At 62.7% G+C, this 15,966-nt stretch carries 14 protein-coding genes; 2 read left to right on the forward strand and 12 right to left on the reverse strand.

Translation table 11 applies throughout. The annotated features are described in order from the left end of the window. Positions 1–289: 289 nt before the first annotated feature. Positions 290–934 (forward strand): HEPN domain-containing protein, encoded by a 645-nt coding sequence (locus PG883_RS08420; RefSeq protein ID WP_270807063.1) that lies wholly within the window; start codon positions 290–292, stop codon positions 932–934. A 47-nt stretch (positions 935–981) separates the two neighbouring features. On the opposite strand, the gene parC is transcribed toward PG883_RS08420, so the two are convergent. The 11 genes from parC to nudF form a co-directional block, all read right to left on the reverse strand. After that, on the reverse strand, positions 982–3,276 hold the full coding sequence (parC, locus tag PG883_RS08425; protein WP_270807064.1) for a DNA topoisomerase IV subunit A: 2,295 nt from the start codon (positions 3,274–3,276) through the stop codon (positions 982–984). A gap of 249 nt (positions 3,277–3,525) precedes the next feature. Continuing rightward, positions 3,526–5,436, reverse strand: a complete 1,911-nt coding sequence (gene parE / locus PG883_RS08430) for a DNA topoisomerase IV subunit B (protein ID WP_039039751.1) — start codon at positions 5,434–5,436, stop codon at positions 3,526–3,528. 113 nt (positions 5,437–5,549) lie between these two features. Continuing rightward, complete coding sequence (locus tag PG883_RS08435) at positions 5,550–7,553, reverse strand: FUSC family protein (RefSeq protein WP_257709705.1); 2,004 nt, start codon at positions 7,551–7,553, stop codon at positions 5,550–5,552. Between the two features lies 1 nt (position 7,554). Continuing rightward, positions 7,555–8,421, reverse strand: coding sequence for an efflux RND transporter periplasmic adaptor subunit (locus PG883_RS08440; protein ID WP_039039753.1), 867 nt, complete (start codon positions 8,419–8,421; stop codon positions 7,555–7,557). Continuing rightward, the gene (locus PG883_RS08445; RefSeq protein ID WP_039039819.1) at positions 8,414–8,656 is read right to left on the reverse strand and encodes a DUF1656 domain-containing protein; all 243 of its coding nucleotides are present in this window, start codon (positions 8,654–8,656) and stop codon (positions 8,414–8,416) included. Before PG883_RS08445 ends, PG883_RS08440 begins: the two co-directional genes overlap by 8 nt. 171 nt (positions 8,657–8,827) lie before the next feature. Then, positions 8,828–9,232, reverse strand: a complete 405-nt coding sequence (locus tag PG883_RS08450) for a GFA family protein (protein ID WP_039039754.1) — start codon at positions 9,230–9,232, stop codon at positions 8,828–8,830. A gap of 36 nt (positions 9,233–9,268) precedes the next feature. Further along, a complete protein-coding gene (locus tag PG883_RS08455; RefSeq protein ID WP_134997472.1) occupies positions 9,269–9,892 on the reverse strand; it encodes an NUDIX hydrolase in 624 nt (207 codons plus the stop codon). 2 nt (positions 9,893–9,894) lie between these two features. Next, entirely contained in the window at positions 9,895–10,482 is a 588-nt protein-coding gene (locus PG883_RS08460; protein WP_045523103.1) for a YqiA/YcfP family alpha/beta fold hydrolase, read from the reverse strand. Positions 10,483–10,491: 9 nt separating this feature from the next. Continuing rightward, entirely contained in the window at positions 10,492–11,310 is an 819-nt protein-coding gene (gene cpdA, locus PG883_RS08465; RefSeq protein ID WP_041214382.1) for a 3',5'-cyclic-AMP phosphodiesterase, read from the reverse strand. Positions 11,311–11,337: 27 nt separating this feature from the next. Continuing rightward, entirely contained in the window at positions 11,338–11,784 is a 447-nt protein-coding gene (locus PG883_RS08470) for a DUF1249 domain-containing protein (protein WP_039039758.1), read from the reverse strand. A 99-nt stretch (positions 11,785–11,883) separates the two neighbouring features. Then, the gene (nudF, locus tag PG883_RS08475; protein ID WP_010672772.1) at positions 11,884–12,525 is read right to left on the reverse strand and encodes an ADP-ribose diphosphatase; all 642 of its coding nucleotides are present in this window, start codon (positions 12,523–12,525) and stop codon (positions 11,884–11,886) included. A gap of 306 nt (positions 12,526–12,831) precedes the next feature. Here nudF and tolC point away from each other — a divergent pair, with 306 nt between their 5' ends. Beyond that, entirely contained in the window at positions 12,832–14,157 is a 1,326-nt protein-coding gene (tolC, locus tag PG883_RS08480) for an outer membrane channel protein TolC (RefSeq protein ID WP_270807065.1), read from the forward strand. Positions 14,158–14,311: 154 nt separating this feature from the next. Here the strand turns inward: tolC and hldE are convergent, their stop codons facing one another. Next, positions 14,312–15,739: a bifunctional D-glycero-beta-D-manno-heptose-7-phosphate kinase/D-glycero-beta-D-manno-heptose 1-phosphate adenylyltransferase HldE gene (gene hldE, locus PG883_RS08485; RefSeq protein ID WP_039039759.1), complete on the reverse strand. Its 1,428-nt coding sequence runs from the start codon at positions 15,737–15,739 to the stop codon at positions 14,312–14,314. Positions 15,740–15,966 lie beyond the last annotated feature (227 nt).

Here is a 15,966-nt window from a genome sequence, read left to right on the forward strand (position 1 = left end):
AACCTTAGACCGCGCAAATGTTTGGATTTCAGGCAACCGCAGATCGTGTTTGATGAACTACGACAGGTTGCTTGATTTGGCGGGTGTTGCACTTCGGAGTTGAATTCGCGGGTTTACAGATATTGAGTTTGATCAAAATACCTATCTACGGCAATTTGACTCACCGTCTAATCCAAGTGTTCACTCTCTAACTACGATATCTCACAATTTCAGTGGCGAAAGTAACTACATTTCAGGCCATGTTCTAGAGATAAAAGAAAGAGCACGTCTGATTGATACAAACGCTAGCATGACGTGTGCAATGGGTGTGCATTGCCATAAAAAAACATCTCATATTATCGACACTCTAAAGTTATCGTTAGCTTTCGCTTTAAGAGAGGACAGAGGAATATCTCATGGTTTCTCTGAAAGTGGATTTCCTTTGTTGATTCCAGGAAATTATTCGATTAGCAGTACTCCTCCCAGCAAATACCTTACCGTCAATACAGACAACATAGAGCCAATGAAGAATTGGTTTAAACAACTTTCAGATGTGAATTTAGAACACATTAATATTCCTTTGCAAAGACTAAAAAATGCGATTTTTGAACGTTCACATCCTGAAGATGCGATTGTGGATGCAATAATTGCTTGGGAAGGAATGTTCAGTGAAGCTTTCGAAACATCATTCAAAGTCACCGCTAGCATGGCAAAATATTTGGCAGAACCTGCAGATAGAGATGAGTTTTATCAGAGGCTACGTAAACTGTATACTTTACGCAGTGATATTGTCCACGGTAAAAAAAGCAAACTAATGACTCCTGAAAATATTGATTCATTGAGAAGTGAGGTAATTGACATTGGTATCCGCTGCATAACAAAATTAATATCAGATCATGACATACTTCCCAAGTCATCAGGTGATAGAGTCAAAGAAATACTTGTTAATCGCTAGCCAATATCAGAATTAGATGAAGGGCGCTTTCGCGCCCTTTCTATTATTTACCCTTCCTGATTTTCCCCGGCTACCGGCTCGGCGCCGGCTGCGGGTTCTATCTCTATCCTGTCCACCCGCTGCAAGCCGCGGGGCAACTTGGCGCCGCGGCGGCCGCGCTCGCCACGGTAGTAGTCAAGGTCAGACGGCTTGAGGGTGAGCTTGCGCTTGCCGGCAAACAGGGTCACCGACTGGCCTTGCGGGATGACGGCGGCCATCACCACAAACTCCTCCCGCGCCTTGACGCGAGCAGAGGGGATGCTGATGAGCTTGTTGCCCTTGCCCTTGCCGAGTACCGGCAGGGTATTGAGCGGGAACAGCAGCATGCGCCCTTCGTTGGAGATGGCCATGCAGAGATCGGTGTCGGGCGCGCCTATCTTCTGGGGTGCCATCACCAGGCCACCTTCCGGCACGGTCAGCAGCGCCTTGCCGTTCTTGTTCTTAGCCGTCAGGTCATCGTATTGGCAGACGAAGCCGTAACCGGCGTCAGAACAGATGAGGTACGGCTCGCCTTCGTTCCCCATCACCAGATGGCGTACCTCTTCGCCAGCCCCCAGCGCGAAGCGACCGGTGAGCGGCTCGCCCTGACTGCGGGCGGAGGGCAGAGTGTGGGCCTCCAGCGAGTAGGTTCTCCCCAGGGTGGAGAGGAACACCGCCTGCTGGTTGCTACGGCCATGGGCGTGGGCCAGATAACCGTCCCCCGCCTTGTAGGAGAGGCCCTCCACATCCACGTCGTGGCCCTTGGCGGCGCGCACCCACCCCTTGTCGGAGAGGATCACGGTCACCGGCTCGCTCGGGGTGAGCTCCTTCTCGGTCAGGGCCACGGCGGTGGCACGCTCCACCAGCGGGGTGCGGCGATCGTCGCCGTACTTCTCGGCGTCCGCCAGGATCTCTTTCTTGAGCAATGTGCTGAGACGGCGCTCGGAACCCAGGATCAGTTCCAGCTTGTCGCGCTCTTCCGCCAGTTCGTTCTGCTCGGCGCGCAGCTTGAACTCTTCGAGCTTGGCCAGGTGGCGCAGTTTGAGCTCGAGGATCGCCTCGGCCTGGGTCTCGCTGATGTTGAAACGCTCCATCATCACCCGGCCCGGCTCCTCTTCGGTACGGATGATCTCGATCACCTCGTCGATGTTGAGGTAGGCGATGAGCAAGCCTTCGAGGATGTGCAGGCGGGCCAGCACCTTGTCGAGTCGATACTGCAGGCGGCGACGCACCGTCTCACGGCGGAAACTCAGCCACTCGGTGAGGATGGTCTTGAGGTCTTTCACCTGGGGCCGGTTGTCCAGACCCAGGATGTTGAGGTTGACCCGGTAGTTCTTCTCCAAGTCCGTGGTGGCGAACAGGTGGGCCATCAGCCCCTCCACGTCCACCCGGTTGGAGCGCGGCACGATCACCAGACGGGTCGGGTTCTCGTGGTCCGATTCATCCCGCAGATCGGTCACCATCGGCAGCTTTTTCGCCACCATCTGGGCGGCAATCTGCTCCATGATCTTGGCGCCTGAAGCCTGATGGGGCAGCGCCGTGATGACGATGTCGCCATCCTCCTCGCTCCACACCGCCCGCTGCTTGATGGAGCCCTTGCCGGTCTCGTAGATTTTGCGGATGTCGTCCCGCGGCGTGATGATCTCGGCGTTGGTCGGGTAGTCCGGTCCCTGCACATGGGCCATCAGGGCATCCAGGCCGGCATTGGGGTTATCCAAGAGCTCCACACAGGCGTGGGCCACTTCCCGCGCGTTGTGGGGCGGGATATCGGTCGCCATGCCCACCGCGATGCCGGTCACCCCGTTGAGCAGGATGTGCGGCAGGCGGGCGGGCAGCACCACCGGCTCTTTCATGGTGCCGTCGAAGTTGGGCGTCCACTCCACCGTGCCCTGTCCCAGCTCGGAGAGCAGCAGCTCGGAGAAGCGTGACAGCCGCGCCTCGGTATAACGCATGGCGGCGAAGGATTTGGGATCGTCCGGCGCACCCCAGTTGCCCTGACCGTCCACCAGCGGGTAGCGGTAGGAGAAGGGCTGGGCCATCAGCACCATGGCTTCGTAACAGGCGATGTCGCCGTGGGGGTGATATTTACCCAGCACGTCACCCACGGTACGGGCGGACTTCTTGTGCTTGGAGAGGGCCGACAGACCCAGCTCGCTCATGGCGTAGATGATGCGCCGCTGCACGGGCTTGAGGCCGTCGCCGATATGCGGCAAGGCCCGATCCATGATGACGTACATGGAGTAGTTCAAGTAAGCCTGTTCGGTAAAGGTGCGCATTGGCTGGCGCTCTACCCCGTCCAGACTGAGCTCGATGGCATCACTCATGTGATTATCTCTTTCGGTTCGGGAGCTGGTTGGCGCTCTACTTCATCCAACAGACTGAGCTCGATAGCATCACTCATAAGGTTGTTCTCTTGCTATGGTACGCCCTCAGAGGGCGGCCGGAAATGCGGGTCGGCAGGGGGCCGACGGTGAATCACAAGACCCCCTCCCAACCTCCCCCTCCATGAGGGGGAGGAGAGGCTTGGCCCCCTCCCCTTGCGAAGGGGAGGGCCGGGGTACTTGCGACTCGCTTTAGATGATGGCGAGGTTGCCCTTCTCTTCCAGCCATTCGCGGCGATCACCGGCGCGCTTCTTGGCCAGCAGCATGTCCATCAGTTGCAGGGTCTCGTCCCCATCTTCCCCTTCTGCCCCCCCTTCCGCGCCCATGGTGAGCTGCACCAGACGGCGGGTGTTGGGATCCATGGTGGTTTCCCGCAGCTGCTTGGGGTTCATCTCACCCAGCCCCTTGAATCGGGTCACCATCACCTTGCCCTTCTTCTTCTCGGCTTCGACCCGTTGCAGCACGCCGTTCTTCTCATCCTCGTCGAGGGCGTAGAAGACCTCCTTGCCGATGTCGATACGATAGAGGGGCGGCATGGCCACATAGACATGGCCCTTTTCCACCAGGGCGCGGAAGTGCTTCACAAAGAGGGCGCAGAGCAGGGTGGCGATGTGCAGACCGTCCGAGTCCGCATCCGCGAGGATGCACACCTTGCCGTAGCGCAGGCCACTGAGGTCGTCGGAGTCGGGGTCGAGCCCGATCGCCACCGAGATGTCGTGCACTTCTTGCGAGGCGAGCACCTGACCGGCCTCCACCTCCCAGGTGTTCAGGATCTTGCCGCGCAGGGGCATGATGGCCTGGAATTCGCGATCCCGCGCCTGCTTGGCACTGCCGCCCGCGGAGTCACCCTCCACCAGGAAGAGCTCCCCTTGCATGGGATCGGCGCAGCCGCAGTCGGTCAGTTTGCCGGGCAGGGCCGGGCCCTGGGTTATCTTCTTGCGCACCACCGTCTTGGCGGCGCGCATCCGGCGCTGGGCGCTGGAGATGCAGAGCTCCGCCAACTGTTCGGCCAGCTCGGTGTTGCTGTTCAAGTAAAGGCTGAAGGCATCCTTCACCACGCCCGACACGAAGGCCGAGCTCTGGCGGGACGACAGTCGCTCCTTGGTCTGCCCTGCAAACTGCGGGTCCTGCATCTTGATGGAGAGGATGTAGGCGCAGCGATCCCAGATGTCTTCCGGGGTCAGCTTGACCCCGCGGGGCAAGAGGTTGCGGAACTCGCAGAACTCGCGCATGGCGTCGAGCAGCCCCTGGCGCAGGCCGTTGACATGGGTGCCACCGAGCGCGGTGGGAATAAGGTTCACATAGGATTCGGCGAGGCATTCGCCCCCTTCCGGCAACCAGCACAGGGCCCAGTCCACCGCCGACTGCTCGGAGCTGAAAGAGCCGACGAAGGGCTGCTCCGGCAGGCAGGTGAACTGCTTGACCGCATCGATGAGGTAATCCTTGAGGCCGTCTTCGTAGCACCACTCAAGCTTGATGCCGGTGTTCTTGTCGAGGAACTTGATGGTGAGGCCTGGGCAGAGCACGGCCTTGGCTTTGAGCAGGTGCTCGAGTTTCGAGACCGAGAAGCGCGGCGAATCGAAGTAGCGCGCCTCTGGCCAGAAGCGCACCCGGGTGCCGGTGTTGCGACGGCCGCAGGTGCCGGTGATGGTCAGCTCCTGCACTTTCTCGCCCCGCTCGAAGGCGATGTCATAGACCTGGCCGTCCCGGCGTACCGTCACCTCGACCCGATCGGAGAGGGCGTTCACCACGGAGATCCCCACCCCGTGCAAGCCGCCGGAGAACTGATAGTTCTTGTTGGAGAACTTGCCCCCCGCGTGCAGCTTGCAGAGGATCAGCTCCACGCCGGAGACCCCTTCCTCCGGGTGGATGTCCACCGGCATGCCGCGACCGTCGTCGATCACCTCGAGGGACTGATCCTCGTGCAGGATCACCTCCAGATTGCGGGCGTGACCCGCCAGCGCCTCGTCGACGCTGTTGTCGATGACCTCCTGGCCGAGGTGATTGGGCCGGGTGGTGTCGGTGTACATGCCGGGGCGGCGACGCACCGGTTCAAGGCCATTGAGGACCTCAATGGCATCCGCATTGTATTGAGTGGACATGGAGGGCCTTGCGAATTGACGTTTGGGGGGAATCTTACTCGCTGGGAGGGCCCGGGACAAATGGGGCGCTCGCAAAGGGTGATCCAGAGGGGCTCCGGCCTCCCCGCCCGGGATCAGGCGGGTTCCCCGGGCAGGGCCTGCACAAGCTGGGAGAGGGAGCAGTGGAGTCGCCACACCAGCCCCGCCAGTGCCCGGGCCGCCGGGTCTGCATGTTCCCCCAGCCCCTGGCTGATGCGGTCCAGCTCCGCCAGGGTGCGCCCCAGGGTCTCGTGCTGCACGCCCCCTTCGGTCAGAATGCCTTTCAGGCAGCGCAGACAGCCGTCCCGCACCAGATAGAGAGCCGGATCCCGGCTGCGCCAGAGCCTGAGCTGCCAGACGATATGGCTGCAATTGAGCAGCACCACGCCCCAGCGCAGCACCCAGAGCCGGGCCCCCTGATCCTGACTCTGGCTGAGCTGGCTCACCGCGTGATAGACCCGGGATTCAAACTCCCCCTCGCTCTGCTGCGGGGCCGGGGCCAGCTGGTCCACGAAATCCCGCCGCAGACGGTGCATCAGGCGGCGGCTCTTGCGCCGATCCGAGCTGGGCCTCAGGAGCTGGAACGCCAGTCCGGCGCTCATCACCCCCAGTGCCTGCGCGAGGCTGCTGTTGACGAAGGCGAGGTAGTCGTAGCTCGGCGGATTGGTGATGGCGAGGAAGGAGCCGAGCAGCACGATGAGCTGGCCCCAGAGCGCCGCCCCCTGGGGGCGCTGCAATTTCAGCAGTTGCAGGGTGATGAGGGCGGGGAACAGCAGGGCACAGAAGATCCAGAAGTCGTCGATGCGGATCATCAACCCGAACTTGACCCCGAAGCAGATAAAGCTGAGCAGCACGATGGCCTTGAGCATGGTCTGGGCCCCCTTGGCCGGGGCCGGGGTGGCGGAATAGAGCACGCAGCAGATGGCGAGCAGGGTCAGGGCCGCAGCGCCCGCATCCCACTGGCTGTGGATCCAGAAGGTGCAGCCCAGCATCACGCAGAGGAAGGTACGCCCCCCGTTGTAGGCCGCCTCCAGGCCGTCGGTGTGGCGGGTCAGAGAGCTGTGGCGCGGCGGCGCCGGCCACTCCTGGCCATCGTGGCGGGCCAGCCTTTCCAGCCAGCGCTGACACTCCAGGTAGCTCCAGCAGAAGTGGCGCAGCCGCAACCAGAAGGCCTGACAGCGATAATCGTCCCCCGAACGGGCCACGAAGGGCGCCATCAGGCGGGCGATGCGCAGCTTGTCGCAGCCCCCCTGCCCCAGCTCCCGCAGCACGGCGGCCAGCATGGGGGCCGGGTCGACTGCGTCCTCTGGCCAGTGTTGCAGCATGCGGCGCAGCCCCGAGATGAGGCTGACCATCCTCAGCTGGCGATGGAGCAGATAGTTCAGCAACTGGTTGTGGCGGCGCAGGCGGTGATGGCTCCAGACTGCCTGGATGCGCAGCACGTTCAGGGTGAGGATCTGACCGATCACCCCCTCGTGGGCGGTGCGCACATCGGCGCCCGTCTCCCCGAGCCAGAGCAGCTGGGCATGTTCCAGCAGCCGGGTCTGGCTCTTGCCGAGGGAGTCCAGCAGGGTCTCGCCATCGGAGAAACTCGGCAGGATCATCATCATCAGGCCGCCGCAGAGGATGCCGACGATCACCTCGCTCACCCGGGCCTGGGCGATGTCGAAGATATGTTGTGGGTCGGTCAGGTTGACGCAGGAGAAGGCGATGATGGCGGCGGTATAGCCCGCCAGGGCGAAACCGTAGGAGACGTTGTTCTGATGGTGGTTGGAGATGTAGGTGCACCCCCCCAGCCAGAGGGCGATAAGCAGGCTGAAGAGCCAGGGATCACCGATGCCAAGGCCGGTGATCATCACCGCCGCCATGGCGCCGATGAGGCTGCCCACCACCCGCCCCAGGCTCTTGCTGATGACGCCCCCCACGGTGGGAAAGCTCACCACGGCGGCGGAGGTCATGGCCCAGTAGGGAGAGTCGAGTTGCAGCACGAACGCCAGCCAGAGCGACAGGCACATGGCCAGGGCATTGCGCAGGGCGTAGCGCCACTGGCCGCCGTTGGCCTTGCCCCAGGGGGTCTGGCGCCAGAGCGAGGGGATCACTCTAGTCCCCTATGGTGATGGTGCAGGTCGTGCCCGCGATCAAGACCAGATCCGGGGGAATCGCCAGCAGCCTGATCCGCACCGGCACCCGCTGGGCCAGACGCACCCAGGGCACGTTCGGCTTGACGTCGAGTAGCAGCCCCTCACTGCCTTCCAGGCTCTGATCGTGAATGGCGCGCCCTATGCTTTCCACCTCCCCCCTGAGTACCCGATCCCCGCTGTAGAGCACCACCTCGGCCGGTTTGCCGGGGGCGATGTGCCTGAGCTTGGTCTCTTCGAAATAGCCCTGCACATAGAAGGAGTGGGTGTCTATCAGGGCTACCAGGGGCACCCCGGCGGTGGCGTAGTTGCCGACCCTGGCCTGCAGATTGGTGATGTAGCCGTCGCTCGCGGCATGGACCTCGGTCCGGGCAAGGGACCATCTGGCCTGCTCCAGATTGGCCTGGGCCACCTCATAGGCCGCCTTCATCGCCTGGGCATTGAGCCTGGATTCATCCACCGCCTCGGCGGAGATGACGGTGCGGGAGAGGCTCTGGCGACGGTTCGCCTCGTGCTCCGCCTTGTCGAGATCCGACCTGGCCTTGGCCAGGGCCGCGCTGGCGTTGTCCAGCGCGATGCGATAGGGCTCGGGATCCAGGGTGAAGAGCAGGTCCCCCGCCTTCACCAGCTGGTTGTCCTTGACCCCTATCCTGACGATCTTGCCCGACACCTGGGGCGTGATGCTGACCAGCTCGGCCCGCACCTTGCCATCCCGGGTCCAGGGACCCTGCATGTAGTCGTTCCACAGCCACCAGAGCGACACCAGCGCCAGGGCAAAGACCAGCAGGGTGGAGAAGTATTTGAGGGTCGCGAGGGGTGATTTAGCCATGTAGCAATATCCATAGGGCGCCGCTGACGGCGAGGATGAAGAGGGAGAGATCCATCAGCAGGGGGTGCCAGACCTCGCCGCCGTAGAGCCAGTCCCGCAGCAGATGGTGCAGCGGCAGCCAGCCCAGCAGGCCGAGCAGCACGGCCTTGAACAGGGGCGGAAAGTAGAGCGAGGCCCCGAGGATCAGATCCGGCAGCGCTGAAGCAGTCGTCACGGGTGTGCCCCCTGTTGGCAGAGATGGAATGAAGAGAGAGGCCGGGGTCCGCCGGGAGACGGACAGGGCAAGGTTAACACAGCCATGGCGGGGGCTACACAAGCAGATGACCCCCTGAGGCGTCGTCACGGGAGTGGCGCGGCAACACCTCGCCCGTCCTCCCCGCCACCCGTCGGGGCAGTCACCTCGCGTTCAATCGGCTACGGTATCTGCCGGGTGATGCACCCCGTCGCGGGTCGGCACCTCTCCCAGATCGAACGGGTTGACCCCCTCCAGACAGGCGAGGTTGTAGCCATATTCCGCCGGATTGGATCGGCGCTGGTGATGGGTGTAGATGCCGCAGACGCTGCAGAAGTAGTGTTTCGCGGTGCGGGTGTTGAACTGGTAGCAGCGAAGCGCCGCCTCCCCTTGCAGGATGCGGATGCCGGAGAGCGGCACCGAGGCGACGATGGCCCCACGCCGCCGACAGAAGGAGCAGTCGCAGCGGCGCGGATCCACCACGCCATCCGGCAGGGTCAGTTCCAGCACCACGGCGCCGCAGTGGCAGCTCGCCTTGTGTTTCTTCTGGATGGGGGTATTGCCGATGCGTGTGATCATGCTGCCTCCTTGCCGCAGTGTCAGGCTGCGAACCGGTTAATCGAACAGGGTATCCCCCCGCCCCTGCGACAGATGGTCATGCAGGGTGCGCAACTGGGACGCCACCACCCGGTGGCGGGAGAGTTCGGGCAAGGCGTCGATGGGGAAGTACCCCGCCCCTTTGGTTTCATCGGTGTCGGTAAGCAGAGCGCCGCCCGTCACCTCGCACAGGAAGAAGGCCTTGTGGGCATGGGGCAGCTGCGGGGGATGGGGATGCTTGAGCTTGTCGAACAACGCCAGCAGCTGCACCGCCCGACAGACGAGGCCGGTCTCCTCCACCACTTCGCGCACCACGGCGTCCGCAGGCGAATCGCCGATGTCGCACCAGCCCCCCGGCAGAGTCCAGCAACCGTCACTGCGCTCCTGCACCAGCAGGACATGGCCCGCGTCGTTCTGAATGAAGGCCCGCACATCGAGCTTGGGGGTGGGATAGCCGCTGTCGAGGGCAATCCAGTCGCCGATGGCATCGGGGGCCAGCTCACTCTGGCTGGCGATGAGCGTCACCGTGGCCGCTCGCAGCGCCTCGAAGCGGGCGATGTCGAAGGGATCGCGGGAGTAGGTGAGCCCCGCCTGGGCCGTGGCCAGCACCTGTTCGAGGAAGGCGGCCAACGGCAGTTGCATGGCTAGAGCCCGAGGAAACGGACGATCTGGGCGGGGTAGCGCTCGAAGCCTGTGAAGGCGTGATCGCCGCCACACTCCAGGGAGAGACGGGCAAAGCGGTATTCGTCCAGCGCCTTGCGATAGTCGAGCACCTCGTCCTCCTGCTGTTGCAGCACCCAGAGCCGCTCCGGGGCGGTCACCGGCACCGCCAGCGCTCTCAGCTCGTCCATGTGCCCGGGCAGCAGTTCATAGCGTTCGCCGCTGTAGGGGTTGGTCTGGGGGCCGAGGTAGTCGCAGAGCAGCTCGTGGGGGCGCACCGCCGGGTTGATGAGGGCGGCGCGGCAACCGTACATCTCGCTCACTCGCGTGGCCATGAAGCCACCGAGGGAGCTGCCCACGGCGCCCAGTCGCAGGGCGCTGCCGTGGCGGGCCTTCAGGTCGGCGATGGCCTGCTCGATGGCAGCCCAGGCGGCCGCCGGGGTGTTGGGCTGGGCCGGGATCACCACCTCGATATCGGGCCTGTTCTCTGCCACCCAGGCCGCCATCTGCTGCGCCTTGGCCGAGCCGGGGGATGAATTGAAACCGTGCAGATAGAGCAGGACGGGCTTCATGGCAACCCCTCAGTAACCGGTGGCATTGGGGTCGGGCACGAACTGGCCCAGCGGCAGGCGCCACACCTGACTCGCCACCCGGCCATCCGGGTGCAGGGTGAGGTAGCGCCAGCCCGGGCCGGATTCGTCCAGTGCGAAACCGTCGGAGAGCGGCTTGAACTGGATGCAGGTAGAGGGGCTGGCGATGAGCCGCACTCCGTGGTGCACCTCGTCAAACTCCTGATGGACGTGGCCGAACAGGATGGTCTTCTGCTGCGGGTGGCGGGCCAGCACGGCGAACAGGTCGTCGGCATTCTTGAGGTTGTGCTGATCCAGCCAGGCGCAGCCCACCGGCACCGCCTGATGGTGCAGGGCGATGAGGGCGTGGCGCTCGGGATGCTGGCGCAGGGCCTGATCCAGGGCCGCCAGCTGGTGATCCCCCAGCACCCCGTGGGGTTTGCCGCGCACCTGGGTATCCAGCAGGATCACCTGCCAGTGCTCGCCTACCAGCTGCTTGGCCTCGCTGATGCCGGCCGCATGGAGGTATTCGGTCATCAGGGGGCCGTCGTCGTGGTTGCCGGGCAACCAGTAGATGGGGCGAGCCAGGGGCGCCATCATGGAGGCGAAGCGCTGGTAGGACTCCGGGCTGTGATCCTGGGAGAGATCCCCGGTGGCGAGGATGAGATCGAACGGGTGCTCGTTGGCCTGCACCCGCTCCAGCACGGCGGCCAGACTCTGCGCCGTGGGCACGGCCAGCAGCCGCCCCTCGGCACTGGCGAAGAGATGGGTATCGGTAATCTGTAACAGGCGCACACTGCCGTCCGGCGCCTGAGGTAGCTCTGTTTCCAAAATCACGCTTCTTTTTTATGGGTTCGACTAGAGGATGTTAATCAGGCTGGTGCCGTGTTTGAGACAAAATCTCAACCAATCGGCCAAGAATAGATTTACCTGCTCCTTTTCATCCCTGTGATGCATTTTTTGATTGGGATAATCATAACGTGGTTGCAACATTGAAATCTGTTGCGCCGCACACACTTCCGCCATTCGCACATCATGATACAAACGAATCTCTATCCGGGCTTGCAAGTAGCTCGGCAATTCGGGGTTGTGCTGGGCCAGGATCACCTGGCTGGTGAAGCGGCTCTCCTCTGTCACCGTGAGCTGGAACTGCAGGCCGTTGCCGACCTGATAGCGGCGCTCGGCACCTACGCTGCCGCCGGGCGGCAACAGTTTCATCAGCGCCATGTAATTGACCTCGCAGGTACGCTGCAAGGACATCAAATCAGGCACATAGCGCTTCATCGGGCTCTGGACTAATGACATGTCGCGGCTCCCTCAATCAGGGTCCATGAGGGGTGGACCCACTGCACAGTGTTCCAGTCGGACACAGGGCACCTGACCCGGGTCTGAACGAGCGTCACCTCAGCGCCCCGCCAGCCAGCGTGCCCGCAGCTCGCCGTGATTCAGGGCCAGCCACTGCAGGGCGATGACGGAGGCAGCATTGTCGATGCGCCCCTCTTTGAGCCAGGCATAGGCCTGCTCGCGGCTCACTACGTGGACCCGGATGTCTTCCCCCTCTTCCGCCAGACCGTGGATCCCCTTGGCCTGACTGGCATCCACCTCGCCCACGAACACCTCGATGCGCTCGGTGCTGCCACCCGGGCTCACCAGATAGCTGATGGCGTGTTCGCAGCGTCCCACCTCGATCCCTGCCTCTTCCACCGCTTCGCGCCGCACCACTGCCTCGGCGGTCTCCCCTTCATCGATGATGCCGGCCACCAGCTCCAGCAGCCAGGGGGTGGCGCTGGTCTCCATAGCGCCGATGCGAAACTGCTCCACCAGCACGATCTCGTCCCGCACCGGATCATAAGGCAGCAGGGCGGCGGCATGGCCACGTTCGAACAGTTCCCGGACGATGGGGGCGTTCCAGCCACCGGCAAACAGCCTGTGTTGCAGGCGGTAGACATTCACCTTGAAGAAGCCATTATATCCAGCTGATTTTTCAATGATTTTCACATCATCGCTGGAGTAGTGGCAGGTTTGAGGCAAGGCTTGCTGTGACATTCGAGACTCCTGCCAGCTTGACTTGGCTTGGTTTGACCATAATATTCGGGGGCGTGAATGAACATTCATTCACTCGCTCTCGCCGACGATGAGGGAAGGATTTTAGCAGCCACAGGGCATTTGGCTAGGCGCGTTGCCGAGAAAACTCGCCCCGGACCTTGACGTTTCCGCAGCTGGAAAAGAGACAGTTCGCAATGAAATCTGCTTATAGTAGAGTGGTTAAGCTGAAATCAAGCTTGGTCGGTGACAATCCCCCCTTCATCCAGCGGACAGCTTTGGGTTGATACAAAAGGTTAAAACTATCATATGAAAAGAACACTCTTGTCAGTCATGGTGATGCTGGGTGTGAGCGGCACCGCTCATGCCGAAAACCTGCTCGATATTTACCAACAGGCCCAGATCAAGGACACCCAGCTGCTGGAATCCAAGGCCAAGCGGGACCAGGCCTTCGAGAAGATCAACGAATCCCGTGCAGCCCTGCTGCCCCAGATCAACCTGGGCGCCGGCCTGAACTACCTGCAAAACAAGAACGACACCATGACCAACACGGGCGCTACCGGCTCCGTGACCCTGGATCAATCCATCTACCGTCGCAGCAACTGGGTCAACCTGGATCTGACCGAGAAGAGCGCCACCCAGTCCGACGTGGCCTACAACCTCGAGTACCAGAACCTGATGCTGCGTACCGCCCAGGCCTACTTCGACGTGCTTAAGGCCATGGATACCCTGGAGTTCGTGCGTGCCAACAAGACCGCGGTCGAGCGTCAGCTTGAACAGACCCAGCAGCGCTTTGAAGTGGGCCTGACCGCCATCACCGACGTGCACGAGGCCGAGGCCGAGCGCGATCAAGCGCTGGCGGACGAGATCAATGCCGAGAACACCCTGGACAACAGCTACGAGAGCCTGCGCGAGCTGACCGGTATCGACCACCGTCAACTGGACGTACTCAACACCGATCGCTTCAGCCCGCAGAAGACCGCGTTCAACTCCGACAAGTGGCTGGAGCTGGCCCTGGACAAGAACCTGGAGCTGCACAGCGCCCGCATCGGCAAGGACATCGCCAAGGAGCAGATCGATCTGGCCAAGACCGGTCATGAACCGACCCTGGATCTGGGCGCCGGCCTGAACGCCGGTTACAACGATTACAAGGACGAGATCCGCAACCCCGAGAGCAACAGCAATCAGGGCAACATCGGCCTGAACTTCAAGCTGCCCATCTACACCGGCGGGGCCACCACCTCCCAGGTCAAGCAGGCACAGTTCAACTACGTGGCCGCCAGCGAACAGCTCGAGCGCAGCTTCCGCTCGGTGCAGAGCACGGTCCGCTCCTCCTACAACAACGTGAACGCCAGCATCGGCTCGGTCCGCGCCTACAGCCAGTCCGTCATCTCCGCCGACAGCGCCCTGAAGGCGACCGAGGCCGGTTACGAGGTGGGTACCCGCACCATCGTCGACGTGCTGGACTCCACCCGCAAGCTGTATCAGGCCAAGCAGAAGCTCTCCGAGGCCCGCTACAACTACATCCTCAGCATCCTCTCCCTCAAGCAGGCCGCCGGCATCCTGGAGCAGAAGGATCTGGAAGAGGTGAACCAGGGTCTGATGCCCGCCGCCCAGGTCACCAAGAAGTCCTGAGCCAGGCGCACACCATGAGAAAAGGCGACCCCGGGGTCGCCTTTTTCATCTCTGTTCGCCGCTGGAAGTGCGTTGGTCGGGGCCTGCCAGGCAGCGGCCATGTCACCGACCCGGCAGCCCCATCAAAAAACCCGGCCTTGGCCGGGTTTTACGCTTATCCGCGCTCGCGGATGGTCTTGATGATGTCGGTGGTGGAGCAGCCGTCCTCGAAGTTCAGCACCCGCACCTCGCCGCCATTGGCGGTCACCTCGGCGTAACCGGCGATCTCTTCGGGCTTGTAGTCGCCCCCCTTGACCAGGAGGTCTGGCAGGATCTCGGCGATCAGACGCTGGGGAGTGTCTTCGCTGAAGGGGACCACCCAGTCCACGGCACCCAGGGCCGCCAGCACAGTCATACGGCGCTCGGTCGGGTTGACCGGGCGACCCGGCCCCTTGAGGCGACGCACGGACTCGTCGGTGTTCACCGCCACGATCAGGCGATCCCCCAGCTTGCCCGCATTGGCCAGATAGGAGACATGACCCGCGTGCAGAATGTCGAAGCAGCCGTTGGTCATCACCACCTTCTCGCCGCGCAGACGGGCGGCCTGGACGGCCACCTTGAGCTGGGCCTCGGACATGACGCCAAAACCGGTCTCCTGCTCGGTGTAGAGGGCGTTGGCCAGCTCCACCGGGCTCACGGTGGAGGTCCCCAACTTGCCGACCACGATACCGGCGGCGGTGTTGGCCAGGGCGCAGGCCTCGTCCAGACTCTTGCCCGCGGCAAGGGAAGTCGCCAGGGTGGAGATGACGGTGTCACCGGCACCGGTGACGTCATAGACCTCGTGGGCCTGGGCCGGCAGGTGCAGCTCGGGCTGCCCTTCGCGGATCAGGGTCATGCCGTTCTCGGAACGGGTGACCAGCAGAGCGTCCAGCTCGAAGCGCTTGACCAGCTCCAGCCCCCTGGCGACCAGATCTTCTTCCCCCTTCACCTTACCCACCACGGCCTCGAACTCGGACATGTTGGGGGTCAGCAGGGTGGCACCGCGGTACTTCTCGAAATCGGTCCCCTTGGGGTCGACCAGCACGGGGATGCCGGCGGCGCGGGCACGCCGGATCATGCCGGGCACATCGTTGAGGGCGCCCTTGCCGTAGTCGGAGAGGATCATCACGTCCGCCTGGGGCAGCGCCTGCTCCACCTTGCCCATCAGCAGGCTGGCATCCACGTCGTGGAAGGCCTCTTCGAAGTCGAGGCGCAGCAGTTGCTGGTTGCGGGACAGCACCCGCAGCTTGGTGATGGTCGGATAGTCGGTCAGGCGCACGAAATCACAGGCCACCTTGACCCCGGCCATCTGGCTGGCGAGGGCATCGGCGGCTTCATCCTGACCGGTCAGGCCCAGCAGCACGGCCTGGGCGCCGAGGGCGGCGGAGTTGAGCGCCACGTTGGCGGCGCCGCCCGGACGCTCCTCGATGTGCTCGACCTTGACCACGGGGACCGGTGCCTCGGGGGAGATCCGGCCGGTAGGGCCATGCCAGTAGCGATCCAACATGACATCGCCAACGACCAGGATGCGGGCTTTTTCAAACTCGGGCAGGGTGATTTTCATCTGTATCGGCTCTCAAAACCTGAAAAATTCAGCGGCCGATTTTATCACACTCTTTTCCGGGGCGTGAAAAAAGCACGGCCCTGCCCCCTGACGCCCCCTCTGACCAGATGACGGCGATTCGCGCCCGCCCCCGCTTTTCGGATAGAATCCTCCACATGCGAGTGACCGCATCCGCGCCGGGCCACCCCACACAGGCCCCCCGGTTCGGTCGGACTCCCCCCTTTGCC

It is taken from the genome of Aeromonas sp. QDB25, from assembly GCF_027707725.1.
Taxonomy (GTDB): Bacteria; Pseudomonadota; Gammaproteobacteria; order Enterobacterales; family Aeromonadaceae; genus Aeromonas; species Aeromonas caviae.

Coding starts and splice junctions, on each gene's coding strand:
- PG883_RS08420 (WP_270807063.1), top strand. CDS start 290: ATGACGTGTGCAATGGGTGTGCATTGCCATAAAAAAACATCTCATATT.
- parC (WP_270807064.1), bottom strand. CDS start 3,276: ATGAGTGATGCCATCGAGCTCAGTCTGGACGGGGTAGAGCGCCAGCCA.
- parE (WP_039039751.1), bottom strand. CDS start 5,436: ATGTCCACTCAATACAATGCGGATGCCATTGAGGTCCTCAATGGCCTT.
- PG883_RS08440 (WP_039039753.1), bottom strand. CDS start 8,421: ATGGCTAAATCACCCCTCGCGACCCTCAAATACTTCTCCACCCTGCTG.
- PG883_RS08450 (WP_039039754.1), bottom strand. CDS start 9,232: ATGATCACACGCATCGGCAATACCCCCATCCAGAAGAAACACAAGGCG.
- PG883_RS08455 (WP_134997472.1), bottom strand. CDS start 9,892: ATGCAACTGCCGTTGGCCGCCTTCCTCGAACAGGTGCTGGCCACGGCC.
- PG883_RS08460 (WP_045523103.1), bottom strand. CDS start 10,482: ATGAAGCCCGTCCTGCTCTATCTGCACGGTTTCAATTCATCCCCCGGC.
- PG883_RS08470 (WP_039039758.1), bottom strand. CDS start 11,784: ATGTCATTAGTCCAGAGCCCGATGAAGCGCTATGTGCCTGATTTGATG.
- nudF (WP_010672772.1), bottom strand. CDS start 12,525: ATGTCACAGCAAGCCTTGCCTCAAACCTGCCACTACTCCAGCGATGAT.
- tolC (WP_270807065.1), top strand. CDS start 12,832: ATGAAAAGAACACTCTTGTCAGTCATGGTGATGCTGGGTGTGAGCGGC.
- hldE (WP_039039759.1), bottom strand. CDS start 15,739: ATGAAAATCACCCTGCCCGAGTTTGAAAAAGCCCGCATCCTGGTCGTT.